General features: G+C 71.7%; 11 protein-coding genes. 4 read left to right on the plus strand and 7 right to left on the minus strand.

Annotated elements, in window-relative coordinates:
* The first annotated feature begins 252 nt into the window (after positions 1–252).
* Together ABIC70_RS12560 and ABIC70_RS12565 are read left to right on the plus strand one after the other, a co-directional pair.
* Complete coding sequence (locus ABIC70_RS12560; RefSeq protein ID WP_354439809.1) at positions 253–1,914, plus strand: OFA family MFS transporter; 1,662 nt, start codon at positions 253–255, stop codon at positions 1,912–1,914.
* 76 nt (positions 1,915–1,990) lie between these two features.
* Complete coding sequence (locus ABIC70_RS12565) at positions 1,991–2,908, plus strand: LysR family transcriptional regulator (protein WP_043381106.1); 918 nt, start codon at positions 1,991–1,993, stop codon at positions 2,906–2,908.
* A gap of 398 nt (positions 2,909–3,306) precedes the next feature.
* On the opposite strand, the gene rpmG is transcribed toward ABIC70_RS12565, so the two are convergent.
* The 6 genes from rpmG to ABIC70_RS12595 form a co-directional block, all read right to left on the minus strand.
* Positions 3,307–3,474 (minus strand): 50S ribosomal protein L33, encoded by a 168-nt coding sequence (gene rpmG, locus ABIC70_RS12570; protein ID WP_020092568.1) that lies wholly within the window; start codon positions 3,472–3,474, stop codon positions 3,307–3,309.
* 106 nt (positions 3,475–3,580) lie between these two features.
* Positions 3,581–4,768, minus strand: a complete 1,188-nt coding sequence (locus ABIC70_RS12575; protein ID WP_236952716.1) for an MFS transporter — start codon at positions 4,766–4,768, stop codon at positions 3,581–3,583.
* Positions 4,765–5,508: an NUDIX hydrolase gene (locus tag ABIC70_RS12580; protein ID WP_053609058.1), complete on the minus strand. Its 744-nt coding sequence runs from the start codon at positions 5,506–5,508 to the stop codon at positions 4,765–4,767. The genes ABIC70_RS12575 and ABIC70_RS12580 overlap by 4 nt, the downstream gene beginning before the upstream one ends.
* Positions 5,465–5,929 carry a DUF983 domain-containing protein gene (locus ABIC70_RS12585; protein ID WP_287089881.1) on the minus strand — a complete coding sequence of 155 codons (465 nt, stop codon included), beginning with the start codon at positions 5,927–5,929 and terminating at the stop codon, positions 5,465–5,467. Before ABIC70_RS12585 ends, ABIC70_RS12580 begins: the two co-directional genes overlap by 44 nt.
* Before the next feature lie 23 nt (positions 5,930–5,952).
* Positions 5,953–8,274, minus strand: a complete 2,322-nt coding sequence (rnr, locus tag ABIC70_RS12590; protein WP_354439810.1) for a ribonuclease R — start codon at positions 8,272–8,274, stop codon at positions 5,953–5,955.
* Between the two features lie 137 nt (positions 8,275–8,411).
* A complete protein-coding gene (locus tag ABIC70_RS12595) occupies positions 8,412–8,750 on the minus strand; it encodes a hypothetical protein (RefSeq protein WP_354439811.1) in 339 nt (112 codons plus the stop codon).
* A 106-nt stretch (positions 8,751–8,856) separates the two neighbouring features.
* Between ABIC70_RS12595 and ydiJ the strand changes: the two genes are divergently transcribed.
* The gene (gene ydiJ, locus ABIC70_RS12600; protein ID WP_354439812.1) at positions 8,857–11,940 is read left to right on the plus strand and encodes a D-2-hydroxyglutarate dehydrogenase YdiJ; all 3,084 of its coding nucleotides are present in this window, start codon (positions 8,857–8,859) and stop codon (positions 11,938–11,940) included.
* Between the two features lie 8 nt (positions 11,941–11,948).
* A complete protein-coding gene (locus tag ABIC70_RS12605) occupies positions 11,949–12,839 on the plus strand; it encodes a ketopantoate reductase family protein (protein WP_354439813.1) in 891 nt (296 codons plus the stop codon).
* 138 nt (positions 12,840–12,977) lie between these two features.
* On the opposite strand, the gene ABIC70_RS12610 is transcribed toward ABIC70_RS12605, so the two are convergent.
* Complete coding sequence (locus ABIC70_RS12610; protein ID WP_278305901.1) at positions 12,978–13,292, minus strand: plasmid stabilization protein; 315 nt, start codon at positions 13,290–13,292, stop codon at positions 12,978–12,980.

Below are 13,292 nucleotides of genomic sequence, written 5' to 3' on the forward strand. Positions count from 1 at the left end.
GGCCTGGGGGCGGTGTTCGATCTTCGCCCTGCAGCCGCGTCGCGGAGGCCTTCGGGCTGCCGGGAGGGGGTCAATCGGTCCGGCCTCGCCTCGCGGGGCGAAGGTCCATTCGCCGGGAAGGCGCATACAAACGGCGCGGGAAGGGATTAAAATTGCTTCCCCAGCGTGCCACGCGCTGGTGCCGTGCACACAAATCGCGCATCTTCCGCCGCCGAGCGGCCCGTCAACGAGGCTGCGGCGGAGGAATCCAAGATGGGCGCTGGAGTGGCGGGCGCGATCGCGCCTGAGAGAATCCCGAATCTGTTGTCGCGCGAGCGGATCGTCGCCAAGCCGGGCTTCAACCGATGGTTGGTCCCGCCAGCGGCGCTGGCGATCCATCTCTGTATCGGGATGGCCTACGGCCTGTCGGTGTTCTGGCTGCCGCTGACCCGGGCGCTCTCCGTGGGTCAGCCGGCTCCTGCCGCCTGCCCCGACATGGGCGTGATGACGGCCCTGTTCACGACGACCTGCGACTGGCGGGTGAGCGACCTCGTCACCGTGTTCTCCATCGGCATCGTCGTGCTCGGCCTCTCGGCCGCCCTGTTCGGCGGCTGGCTGGAACGGGCCGGCCCGCGCAAGGCCGGCATCGCGGCGGCCCTCTGCTGGGGCGGCGGCTTCCTGATCGGCGCCTTCGGCGTCTACGTCCACCAGCTCTGGCTGATCTGGCTCGGCATGGGCCTGATCGGCGGCATCGGGCTGGGCCTCGGCTACATCTCGCCGGTGTCCACGCTGATCAAATGGTTCCCGGATCGCCGCGGCATGGCCACCGGCATGGCGATCATGGGCTTCGGCGGCGGCGCGATGATCGGCTCGCCCCTGGCGGACAGCCTGATCAAGAGCTTCCGGACCGCGGATTCGGCCGGTGTCTGGCAGACGCTCGCCGTGATGGGTGTCGGGTACATCCTGTTCATGCTGGGCGGCGCCTTCGGCTACCGGGTGCCCCCGGCCGGCTGGCGCCCGGACGGCTGGACCAACCCGACCGCCAAGAACGCTATGATCGCCTCGGGCCACGTCCATCTGCGCGACGCGCACAAGACCTTCCAGTTCTGGATGATCTGGCTCGTCCTGTTCCTCAACGTGTCCGCCGGCATCGGCGTGCTGGCGCTGGCCTCGCCGATGCTCCAGGAGATCTTTGGCGGCGAGCTGATCGGCCTGCCGGGCACCGGCTTCTCCGCCCTCGACGCCGGCCAGAAGGCGCAGGTCGCCGCCATCGCGGCGGGTTTCGTCGGCCTGCTCTCCCTGTTCAACATCCTGGGCCGGTTCTTCTGGGCCTCGATGTCGGACCGGATCGGCCGGAAGGGCACCTACGCGATCTTCTTCGCTCTGGGTGGCCTCCTGTATGCGGCCGCGCCCTGGGCCGCCGGCATCGGCTCGCAGGCGCTGTTCGTCGCGATCTTCTGCGTGATCCTGTCCATGTATGGCGGCGGTTTCGCGACGGTCCCGGCCTACCTCGCCGACGTGTTCGGCACGCAGTTCGTGGGCGCCATCCACGGGCGCCTGCTCACCGCGTGGTCGATGGCGGGCATCGTCGGGCCCTTCGTCATCACCAAGATCCGCGAGGCGCAGGTCGCGGCCGGCGTGCAGGGGGCGGACCTCTACGGCCGGACCATGTACGTGCTCGCGAGCTTCCTGGCGGTCGGGTTCCTCTGCAACCTGCTGGTCCGGCCGCTGGCGCAAAGGTGGTTCATGTCCGATTCCGAGCGGGCCTCCCTGGATGTCCGCTCGGGCGCCACGGCCTCCGGGCCGTCGGGCTCCTTCGGCATCGGCCGCGGCGGCTTCAGCCCCGGCGCCGGCCTGGCCTGGGCGGTGGTCGGCATCCCGATCGTCTGGGGCATCGGCATCACCCTGTCGAAGGCGTTCATCCTGTTCCGCTGAACCCGATCGCTCGGTTGTGGCGGGCACGGCGGGTCGCTAGGTTTCCGGCGCCTCGCCGTGCCGGGATGCCTTCGTCGTGATCGACAAGCTGGACTTCCTGCTCGCGCTCGCCCGCGAGCAGCATTTCGGGCACGCCGCCGAATCCTGCGGCGTGACCCAGCAGACCCTCTCGGCCGGCGTGAAGCAGCTGGAGAACCGCTTCGGCGTGCAGCTCGTGCTGCGCGGCTCCCGCTTCCAGGGCTTCACGCCCGAGGGCGAGCGGGTGCTGGAATGGGCACGGCGCATCGTGGCCGATGCCCGGGCCATGCACGAGGAGGTCACCGGCCTGCGCCGGGGCCTCACCGGACACCTGCGCATCGCCGCCATCCCCACGGCGCTGCCGATGATCGTCAACCTCACCACGCCCTACCGCGAGCGCCACCCGGACGTGCGGCTGACGGTCGAGTCCGCCACCTCGACCGACATCTTCTCGCTGATCGAGAACCTGGAGGCGGATGCGGGCCTGACCTACCTCGACAACGAGCCCCTGGGGCGGGTGGTTTCTGTGCCGCTCTACCGGGAGCGCTACCGCCTCGTCACAGCGATCGGCGGCCCCTTCGACGGCCGGTCCAGCGTCACCTGGGCCGAGACCGGCAGCCTGCCCCTCTGCCTGCTCACGCCGAACATGCAGAACCGGCGGATCATCGATCATCAGATCCGGGAGGCGGGTGTTGACCCCGCCGCAACGCTCGAATCGAACTCGATGATCGTGCTTTTGACCCATGTCCGCACCCTGCGCTGGGCCTCGATCATGCCGGAGATCCTGGTCGACGCGCTGGGGCCCATGGAGGGCGTGCGCACCATCCCGATCACCGCCCCGGACCTGGAGCACACGATCGGCCTCGTCGCTCCGCGGCGCGAGCCGTCCACACCGATGGTGACGGCCCTCGTAGCTATCGCGCGGTCCCTGGCGCGGACGCTCGATCCGGATCTGGCCGCGTCGGGGACCGCCTGAGCGGTCGGCTCCGTGCCCGGACCGGGGCGGGGCGTTCCAGGAGCCATCGGCGGGTCGCGCCGAGGGCATGCACCGGCAGCGTCAGGACAAGCCAGATCGCCAGTACCGCCCCGGTGATGAGGATCGCCAGCAGGATCCGCTGCATCGAACCCGCCCTCCGCCAGCCCCGGGCTGGCCGAAACCGCGGGCCGGAAATCGGCCGGCGAATCGCGCAGCGTCCGGGACGAGTGAGGGTTAACGAGTCGTGCTGGCGTCAGGCTGTCGGCCGCTCGGGCGGCGGCCGGGCAGCTGCCGGGAACGCGCGCCATCGTCGCGCGAGGCGGTGCCGAACAGAAAAAGCCGCCCCGTCTCCGGAGCGGCTTCCCGTCGGCGGTCAGGCTGCGATGCAGCCAGCGGCCTTACTTGATCTTGGTTTCCTTGAAATCGACGTGCTTGCGCGCGACCGGGTCGTACTTGCGCATCGTCAGCTTCTCGGTCTGCGTGCGGGAGTTCTTCTTGGTGACGTAGAAATAGCCCGTGTCGGCGGTGGAGACGAGCTTGATCTTGACGGTGACGGCCTTGGCCATGGCGCGGCGCTCCTGCAGGGTGCGGCATTCCGCGTGAGCGAAACGCAAATGGCCGGGAGAGCCCGGCCGAATACGGGCGGGTGAATGCCCGATCGGGCCCGGCAGGTCAAGAGCGTGGGCCCGATCGCTCCGTCGCGGCGAGCCAGCCGGCGAAGGCCAGGAACAGGGCGAGCAGCGCCAGGGCGAAGCCGTGCGGCGGCACGAGGTCGAGCCCGCCGCCGATCACCGGCGGACCCAGCATCAGGCCGACATTGTAGAGCACCACGAAGGCCGCGTTGGCCCCCGCGAGATCGTTCGCGGGGGTGCGGTCGCCGAGCATCGCGAGGCCGACCGTGTAGAGGGTGCCGGCAATCCCGCCCCAGACGAGAAGGAGCAGGCCGAACGCCACCGGGTTGCCGGCCGCGAATGGGATCAGGGCCGAGCCCGCGGCGCCCGCGAGGCCCGCGCCGAGCAGCACCGCGCCGCGGTCGAGACGGTCCGCGAGCCAGCCGAACGGGATCTGGAACAGCACGTTGCCCAGCGCGATCAGGCTGACGAGGCCGGCCGCTCCTTGCGCGTCGTAGCCGAGGCGCAGGCCGTAGAGGGGCAGGATGGCGAAGATGCCGGTCTCCACCGCGCCGTAGGCGAGGGCCGCCGCCAGGGCGCCGGGGGCGAGCCGGACGTATCCGAGGATGCCGCGGCCGGAGCCCGTCTCGATCGTCGGCGACAGCCCCCGGGCTAGAAGGATCGGCAACCCGCCGGCCAGCATGAGGACGGCTCCCGTCGCGTAGGGGGCCGGTCCCTCGGTCCCGACCAGCGCCAGCAGGAGCGGCCCGACCGCGAAGCCCGCCGCCAGGACGGTGGCGTAGATGCCCATCACGAGGCCGCGGCGCTCCGGCGGGGCAGCGGCGTTGATCCAGTACTCGGAGAGGACGAACAGCGCGCCGAGCGTCATCGAGAAGACGAAGCGCAGGGGGAACCACAGGGCGAGGCCCGGCAGGAGCGGGAACAGGGCGAGGCTGACCGCTCCGACGACGAGCGCCAGTCCGAGCAGAGGCGCGACGCCGATGCGTGCTGCGAGCCGCGGGACGAACGGCACGGTGCAGATGCTGGCGATGCCCGCCACCGCGGTGTTGAGCCCGATCAGCGTGCTCGACGCACCGCGCCGCTCCATCTCGATCGAGAGGAGCGGGATCGACAGGCTCAGGCCGATGCCGACGACGGTGACGCAGGTCACGGCCGCCGCGATCGCCGCCACCTCCTCCGACCTGATCCCGCGCGGCTGGTTCTGCTGCAAGCCGTCTGGACGGCTCACAAGGCCACCCGCTCGCGCCGCCCGTAGCGCTCGTAGTGGAAGGGAATCATCCGGTAGGGCGCGAAATCGGCAGCGATCTGGGCCTCCAGGTCGTCCAGGATCGCGCGGGTTATGTACGGCAGGTCGAGCTTGCGGGCGGCGTCGAGCCGGACCCAGGCCAGTTCGGTGAACTCGGCGTCGGCCTGAATCCGTCCCGGCTCCTCGGCCGCCACCCCGCGGCGGTCGATCGCGAAGAAGCGCGTGTCGAACCGGCGCACGCGCTTCGGCGGGGTGATCGCGCGGGCCACGAGATGGAGCGCTTCGAGATCGGGGAGGACGCCGTGGCGGCCGAAGCCCTCCCAGCCCGCCGGGGGATCCTCGGGAGCGCCGTGCTCGGTCGTGCCGAGCAGCAGGCCGGTCTCTTCGTAGGTCTCGCGGATCGCGGCGAGCGCCAGGGCCCGGCCGAGATGGTGCGGCGGCCGAGAGACCTGCCGGGTCAGCGCCGCCTCCGCGTAATCGGGAAGCGCCCCGGCCACCGGCATGTGGCGGTCGCCGAGTTCGATCCGGCCGCCCGGGAAGACGAACTTCCCCGGCATGAAGGCGAGGTTCGGGTTGCGACGGCCCATCAGGACCTTCGGGCCGCCCTTTCCGCGCCGGTCGATGACGATCATGGTCGCGGCGTCCCGCGGCCGCAGGCGCGCAGCGGCCGGCTTGCCCTCAGGAGCTGTGGCGATCTCGGGCTCCTGCTGCGGCAGCGGCAAGGTGCGTCTCCTCCGGCCCCGGGGCGGGGCGGCTCCGCGGTAGCGTGGCAAAGCCGTGCATGCCAAGGGCGTATTGCAGTCCGACGACGGCGCCCTTCACCGGCTGGAGCAAAACCAGCGCGAACAGGAGCGTGAAGACCGGCCAGACCCCCATCTCCACCCAGAGAGGCACGTCGTAGGCGCTCTCGGTCTCTAGGATCAGGTAGCCAACGATGTGGGCGACGATGAAGATCACCACGTAGGGCGGCAGGTCGTCGGCCCTGTGGTGGTGCAGCTCCAGGCCGCACACGTCGCATTCCGGCCGCACCTTGAGGAAGCGGCCGAAGATCCGGCCCTGGCCGCAATGCGGGCAGCGTCCGACGAAGCCCCGGGCCAGCGCGGGGATCAGGCGGGTGCGGGCCGGGATCGCATCGGCGGTCATGGAATCGGTGTACATCGGCCGGGTCAGCGGCGCGAGCCGCGGTGGCGCGACCCGGTGTTGCGGATGCCGGGGGGGCGACCGGGCGGCGCGGCCTTGAAGGGCCGCCCGCCGGACTTCTTCCCCGGCCCGGCGGACCGGGCGCCGGATCGGGTCCGGCCCTCGCTGAGCAGCTCGAAGCGCAGCGCCCCGGCCACCGGCGCGGCCTCGACGAGCCGGACCTCGACACGATCGCCCAGGCGGAACGTCTCTCCGGTCCGCTCCCCCACCAGGGCGTGGCGGCCCTCCTCGTGGCGGAAATAGTCGGCGCCGAGCTGCGACACCGGCACGAAGCCGTCGGCGCCGGTCTGGTCGAGCTTGATGAACAGGCCGGCCCGGGTCACGCCGGCGATCTGGCCCGCGAAGGTCGCCCCGACCTGATCGGCGAGGTGATGGGCGATCAGCCGGTCGATGGTCTCGCGCTCGGCCGCCATGGCGCGGCGCTCGGCCGCCGAGATCTGCTCGCCGATCTGCGCCAGCTCGCCGAGGGAGACGTCGCCCGCGAGCCCGTCCGAGCCGAGCCGGCAGGCGGTGATCAGCGCCCGGTGCACGATCAGGTCGGCGTAGCGCCGGATCGGCGAGGTGAAGTGCGCGTAGCGGCGCAGGTTCAGGCCGAAATGCCCGAGATTCTCGGGGGCGTAGACCGCCTGGGCCTGGCTGCGCAGGATCACTTCGTTGAGGAAGACCCCGTGCTCGGTCTCGGCCGCCGTGGCGAGGATCCGGTTGAACAGGGCGGGTCGCAGCGCCCCTTCCTTGGGCAGCTTGATGCCCACAGAGGCCAGGACCTCGCCCAGCGCCCGCATCTTCTCCAGGGCGGGCTCGTCGTGGACGCGGTAGATCAGCGGCTGGCGGGCGTGCTCCAGGGTCTCGGCGGCGGCGACGTTCGCCTGGATCATGAACTCCTCGATCAGCCGATGGGCGTCGAGGCGCTCCGGCACGATCACCCGGTCGACCGCGCCCTCGGGGCTCAGGAGAACCTTGCGCTCGGGCAGGTCGAGGGCGAGCGGGCCCCGGCGGTCACGGGCCGCGCGCAGAGCCGCATAGGCCGCCCAGAGGGGGCGGAGCGCCGTCTCCAGCAGCGGCCCGGTCGTGTCATCCGGCTGCCCGTCGATGGCTCGTTGCGCCTGCGCGTAGGCGAGCTTGGCCCGGGAGCGCATCATCACCCGGTGGAAGCCGTGGCGGCGCATCTCGCCGTCGGCGGCGATGACCATGCGCACGGCGAGCGCCGGCCGGTCCTCGCCCTCGCGCAGGGAACAGAGATCGTTCGAGATCCGCTCGGGCAGCATCGGCACGACCCGGTCGGGGAAATAGACCGAGTTGCCCCGCTCCAGGGCCTCGCGGTCGAGGCTGGAGCCGGGGCGGACATAGGCCGCCACGTCCGCGATGGCGACGGTGAGGATGAAGCCGCCGGGATTGGCCGGATCCGGATCGGCCTCGGCCATGACGGCGTCGTCGTGGTCCTTGGCGTCCGGCGGGTCGATGGTGAGGAGCGGGCGGTCGCGCCAATCCTCGCGGCCCTTCAGCGTGGCGGGCTCGGCGGCATCCGCCTCGGCCAGGGTCGTGTCGGCGAAGACGTGCGGGATGTTGTGAAGGTGCAGCGCGATCAGGCTGACGGCCTTCTCGGACCCGAGTGAGCCGAGCCGCTCGCGGACCCGGCCCCGCGGCAGGCCGAAGCGGGTCTCGCGCTCCAGGGAGACGCTGACAAGGTCGCCGTCGCGGGCCTGCCCTTCTTCGCCGGGCGGGATCAGGATCTCGCGCCCCTGCGAGCGCTTCTCGACGGGCACGATCCGGCCGCCTTGCGCGCCAGCCCGGTAGACGCCGATGATCTCGGCCTTGTTCTTCCCGATGACCTTGACGACCCGGCCGGTGTAGCCGCCCTCGGCGTCGCGCTCGACGCGGATCAGGGCGCGGTCGCCGATGCCCGGGGCCGGCCGGCTGCCCTTGCGGGGGCCGCGCGGCTGCGTCAGCACGATGGCCGGCGGCTTGCCCGTGCCGGTCCATTCCACCGGTATCGCCAGGAAATCGCCGTGGCGGTCGCGGGAGCGGATGTCGGCCAGCACGACCGGCGGCAGATGGCCCGCCGGGGCGAGGCCGCCGCGGCCACGGTCGAGGGCGCCCTCCGCCTCGATCTCCTTGAGGATGCGCTTCAGGTCGATCTTGGCGGCCCCCTTGATGCCGAAGGCCTGGGCGATCTCCCGCTTGCCGACGCGTTCCTTCGACTCGGCCACGAAGGCGAGGATCTGCTCGCGGGTGGGGAGGGGCGGAGGAGCATCGGGCTCGGCCGCGGGGGCGGTGGTGCGTCGTGCCAAAAGGGGGATGCCGGACGGTTCTGCGGTAGACGGGACCCGCGTGCGGGCGCGGGACCGAGGCGTCGGTCCTGTACGCCTAACATGGGGGTCCCGCCCGCCCGCGGCAACGCCGCCCCGGCTTTCCTCAACAGGCGCGATCAGCCGGTCGAGGCGCTCGTCCGGATGCGTGCCACGGCTTGGTCCATGTCGAGACCGGGTGCGAGCAACTCGTCCAGGGTGAAGGGACAGGCGCGCGGCAGGGTCAGGTTCACCCGTCCTTCCTGCGGCGCCAGCTCCGGCGTCTCGGCCTTCCGGATGGCGAGCGTCCAGGCGCCGTCCATCCGCAGGCTCTCCGGCTCGGGGGGACCGTCCGCGAGGGCCCTGAGCTTGGCGCGACCCGCATCGCGGCACGCGCGGCTCAGGCCGTCGTCGGAGAGAAGGGCGGCCTTGATCAGCTCGGCCAGGGCATCCCTGACTCGTTCGACGCTCGCGTTCATGGGCATCCGTCCCGAAGATCGCGGGTGCGTGGCAAGCCGGATGCCAGCGCGCGCGTCATCCCGTCGCCGATGGTCTCCCGCGCTCCGCCGGGTGTAGAAGGCGCGGATGATCCCGGTCCTGACCCGCCACACCGAGGCCGTGCCGCTCTATGTTGCCGCCTGCGCCGAGCTGCGCCTGCGCGGCTTCGAGGGCGATCTGACGCTGTCGGACGCCGACCGCACGGTCTTCTCCACCGACAACTCGATCTACCAAGTGGCGCCGGGGGCCGTGGCCTTTCCCCGCAGCCGCGACGATCTCGTGCGCATCGCCAAGCTCCTCGAGGATCCGCGCTTTTCCGAGATCGTGATCCGGCCCCGGGGCGGGGCGACCGGTACCAACGGCCAGTCGCTGGGCCACGGCCTCGTGGTCGACACCTCGCGGCATATGAACCGCATCCTGGAGATCGACGTCGCGAACCGCTTCGTCCGGGTCGAGCCGGGAGTGGTGAAGGACCAGCTCAACCGGGAGCTCGCCAAGCACGGCCTGTTCTTCGCGCCGGAACTCTCCACCTCGAACCGCGCCACGATCGGCGGCATGATCTCCACCGATGCCTGCGGGCAGGGCTCGTGCCTCTACGGCAAGACCCGGGATCACGTCCTGGCGCTGACCTGCGTGCTCACCGACGGCACGGTCTGGACCGCCGAGCCCCTCGACGCGGAAGGTCTCGACGCCGCCAAGGGGCGCAACGACCGGGTCGGGGCGATCCACCGCACCGTCGATGCCGTCGTCACCGCGAATGCGGCGCTCATCGCGGAGCGCTTTCCCAAGCTCAACCGCTGCCTCACCGGCTACGACCTCGCCCATCTGCGCGATGCGGGCGGCCGGTTCGACCTCAAGAGCGTGATCTGCGGCTCCGAAGGAACCCTTGCGCTGATCGCCGAGGCGCGGCTCAACGTGCTGCCGATCCCGAAGGCCGCAGTGCTGGTCGCGCTGTCCTACGTCGATTTCGATGCGGCGCTCCGCGACGCGCAGGCGCTGCTGCCCTTCGGCGCCGCCTCGGTGGAGACCATCGACTCCACGGTGCTGGCGCTCGCCCGCAAGGATCCGATCTGGGCCGAGGTGCGGGCCTTCTTTCCCGACGATCCGGCCGGACGGCCGGTGGACGGCATCAATCTCGTGGAATTCGTCGGCGACGACGCGGCCTCCGTGGAGGCCGCCCTGGCGCGGCTCACCGGCCTGCTGGAGGCCGAGCGCGGCACCGACACCAAGCGCCTCGGCTTCACCATCGCCCGGGGCGACGCCATCGAGCGGCTCTGGACCATGCGCAAGAAGGCGGTGGGCCTCCTCGGCGCCGCCCAGGGCGATGCCCGCCCGATCCCCTTCGTGGAGGATACGGCCGTCCCGCCGGAACGGCTCGCCGATTTCATCGCGGAATTCCGGGCGCTCCTCGACGGCAAGGGGCTGCGCTACGGCATGTTCGGCCACGTCGATGCCGGCGTGCTGCATGTCCGCCCGGCCATCGACCTGAAGGATCCGGACCAGAACGGCCTGATCCGCGAGGTCACCGAAGGCGTGGTCGCGCTCACCGCCAAGTATGGCGGCCTGCTGTGGGGCGAGCACGGCAAGGGCTTCCGGTCGGAGTTCGTGCCCGCGACCTTCGGGCCGCTGATGCCGGCGCTGGAGGCGGTCAAGCGCGCCTTCGATCCGGGCGACCGGATGAACCCGGGCAAGATCGCCTCGGCCAAGGGGGAGGGGCTGACCCGGATCGACGGCGTGCCGCGCCGGGGCGAGCAGGACCGCACCATCCCGGCAACGGTCCGGCGGGGGTTCGACGAGGCGCTCCATTGCAACGGCAACGGCGCCTGCTTCTCGTTCGATGCCGACGAGGCCATGTGCCCGTCCTGGAAGGCGACGCGGGAACGTCGGCATTCGCCCAAGGGTCGCGCCTCGCTGATGCGCGAGTGGCTGCGCCGTGCGGCGGAGGCGGGGATCGACCCGGCCGCCGAGCTGGCGCGGCAGCGCGCCGGGTGGCTGCACGACGTGACGGCGACCTTGCGGAGCGGTATCCGCCGCCGGTCGGAGGCCGACGATTTCTCCCACGCCGTCAAGGAGGCGATGGATGGCTGCCTCGCCTGCAAATCCTGCACGGGGTCCTGCCCGATCAAGGTCGATGTGCCGACCTTCCGGGCCAAGTTCCTGGCGCTCTATCACACGCGCTACGCCCGGCCGCTGAAGGATCACCTCGTGGCGGCGTTGGAACCGCTGCTGCCGCTGGCGGCCCGGATGCCGCGCCTGAGCAACGTCGTCCTGACCAATCCGGTGGCCCGGCTGCTTCTGGCCCGGGCCGGGCTGGTGGCGATCCCGGCCCTGTCGCCCGTCGCTCTCACGGAGCGGCTGGCGGATCTCGGGGTCGCCGTCGCGACGCCGGACGCCCTGGCCCGGCTGGATGCGCAGGAGCGGGCGCGGGCCGTGCTGGTGGTGCAGGACGCCTTCACCACTCATTTCGACGCGGACGTCGTGGCCGATAGCTGCGCACTCCTCATCGCCCTCGGCTTCCGGCCCTGGCTCGTGCCCTACCGGCCGAACGGCAAGCCGCTGCACGTACACGGCTTCCTGGCGCGGTTTGCCGCCGTTGCCCGGTCCAATGCCGCGATGCTGCGCGATCTCGCCAGGCACGGCGTGCCCCTGGTCGGGATCGATCCGTCGATGACGCTGACCTACCGGTCCGAATACCCGCAGGCGGTGGGCGACGATCTCCCGAAGGTCCATCTCCTCCAGGAATGGCTGGCCGCCCGGCTCGACCGGATCGCGCCGGGCCAAGGCGGCCGCACGATGCGGCTGCTGCCCCATTGCACCGAGCGCACCAACGCTCCGGGCGCGGTGCGGGACTGGCAGGCCGTGTTCGCCCATCTCGGCCTGCGGCTCGAAGTGCCGGCCGCCGGCTGCTGCGGCATGGCGGGGACCTACGGGCACGAGGCGCGCCAGCGCGCCACCTCCGAGGCGATCTACGGCCTGAGCTGGGCCCGCCACGTGGCCGAGGCGCCCGGCTGCACCCTGCTGGCGGACGGATATTCCTGTCGGTCCCAGGCCAAGCTGGTCGACGGCGTGCGGCTGCGACACCCGGCCCAGGCGCTCCTCGAGCATGTCCGTGCGGATGCCGGCGGCACTGCGGCCTTCCATCCCGCCCGCGCCGCGGCTGCGGCGCCATGAGATCTGCCATGAACGTCGCTGTCGTCGGGGCCGGCGCTGTCGGCTGCTATTACGGGTTTCTCCTGGCGCAGGCCGGCCACGCGGTGACGCTGATCGGACGCCCCGCCCTGGTCGAGGCCGTGGGGGCGGCCGGGCTGGTGCTGGAGCGCGCGGCCGGGACGGCCTCGGTCCCCGTGCGGGCGACCGAGGCCGGCGACGGCGTGTCCGGCGCCGACCTCGTGCTGGTCTGCGTGAAGTCCGGCGATACCGAAGCGGCGGGTGCGATGATCGCGGGCCATCTCGATCCTGCCGCGACGATCCTCAGCCTCCAGAACGGCGTCGACAACGCGGAGCGGCTCGCCGCCGTGCTGGGCCGGCCGGTCGTGCCGGTGGCGGTCTACGTCGCCACCGCGATGGCCGGCCCCGGCCATGTCCGGCACAACGGGCGCGGCGACCTGATCCTCGGCGCCTCGGAGACGAGCGACCGTATCGCCGCCGCTTTCACGGCAGCCGGCATCCCCACCACGGTCTCGGCGCGCGCGGTCGACGCGCTCTGGGCGAAACTGATCACGAACTGCGCCTACAACGCCCTCTCGGCCCTGACGCAGCGTCCCTACGGTCGCCTGCTCCAGGGCGAGGGCGTCGTCGCGGCGATCACGGATGTCGTTCGGGAATGCGTCGCCGTCGCCGAAGCCGACGGGGTGTCGGTGCCCCCCGACATCCTCGACACCGTGCTGGATCTCGGTGTCACCATGGCCGGGCAGCGTTCGTCCACCGCCCAGGACCTCGCCCGCGGCCGGGCCAGCGAGATCGACCACCTCAACGGCTTCGTCGTGCGCAAGGGCGCGGCGCTCGACATTCCGACACCGGCGAACCGGTTGCTGCACACGCTGGTCAAGCTCGCCGAGCACAAGGACTGACGTCGCTCTCCGGCGCCCGGACCGTCACCCCGAGCGCAGCGACGCGGCCCGGGGTGGCGCGACGTCGGAGAGTCCGGCGCCGCTGCATTGCTGCGCTGCCCTCGCGAAGGCGGGGTCGGCCCGGTTCGCACGGGACGGTTACGCCCGTGCGGCGGCGTTGGCCTTGCGGGTCGCGGCGGCCTTCCTGGCGGAGGCGGAGCGTTCCGCGGCCGTCCGCCCGGCCGAGGCCTTGCCGCCGGATTCGCCGCCCTTGTGGGCGGCCGGATGTCCGGTGGCCTTGCCGCGGCCCGAGCCGCCCGGCTTCTTGCCGCCGCCGTCGTCCTTGTTGACGGTGGCCCAGGCCCGGGCCTCCGCCTCGTTCTCCGGCACCCCGCGGGCCTCGTAGGACTCGGCGATGTGCTCGGCCTTGCGCTTCTGCTTGTCGGTGTACTTCGATTTGTCGCCCTGGGACAT

The organism is Methylobacterium sp. 1973 (genome assembly GCF_040545035.1).
GTDB classification, from domain to species: Bacteria; Pseudomonadota; Alphaproteobacteria; order Rhizobiales; family Beijerinckiaceae; genus Methylobacterium; species Methylobacterium fujisawaense.

What these genes read in the sequence shown, in the direction of transcription:
- rpmG (WP_020092568.1), bottom strand. Translation starts at nt 3,474, where the DNA reads ATGGCCAAGGCCGTCACCGTCAAGATCAAGCTCGTCTCCACCGCCGAC.
- ABIC70_RS12595 (WP_354439811.1), bottom strand. Translation starts at nt 8,750, where the DNA reads ATGAACGCGAGCGTCGAACGAGTCAGGGATGCCCTGGCCGAGCTGATC.
- ABIC70_RS12560 (WP_354439809.1), top strand. Translation starts at nt 253, where the DNA reads ATGGGCGCTGGAGTGGCGGGCGCGATCGCGCCTGAGAGAATCCCGAAT.
- ABIC70_RS12610 (WP_278305901.1), bottom strand. Translation starts at nt 13,292, where the DNA reads ATGTCCCAGGGCGACAAATCGAAGTACACCGACAAGCAGAAGCGCAAG.
- ydiJ (WP_354439812.1), top strand. Translation starts at nt 8,857, where the DNA reads ATGATCCCGGTCCTGACCCGCCACACCGAGGCCGTGCCGCTCTATGTT.
- ABIC70_RS12585 (WP_287089881.1), bottom strand. Translation starts at nt 5,929, where the DNA reads ATGACCGCCGATGCGATCCCGGCCCGCACCCGCCTGATCCCCGCGCTG.
- ABIC70_RS12605 (WP_354439813.1), top strand. Translation starts at nt 11,949, where the DNA reads ATGAACGTCGCTGTCGTCGGGGCCGGCGCTGTCGGCTGCTATTACGGG.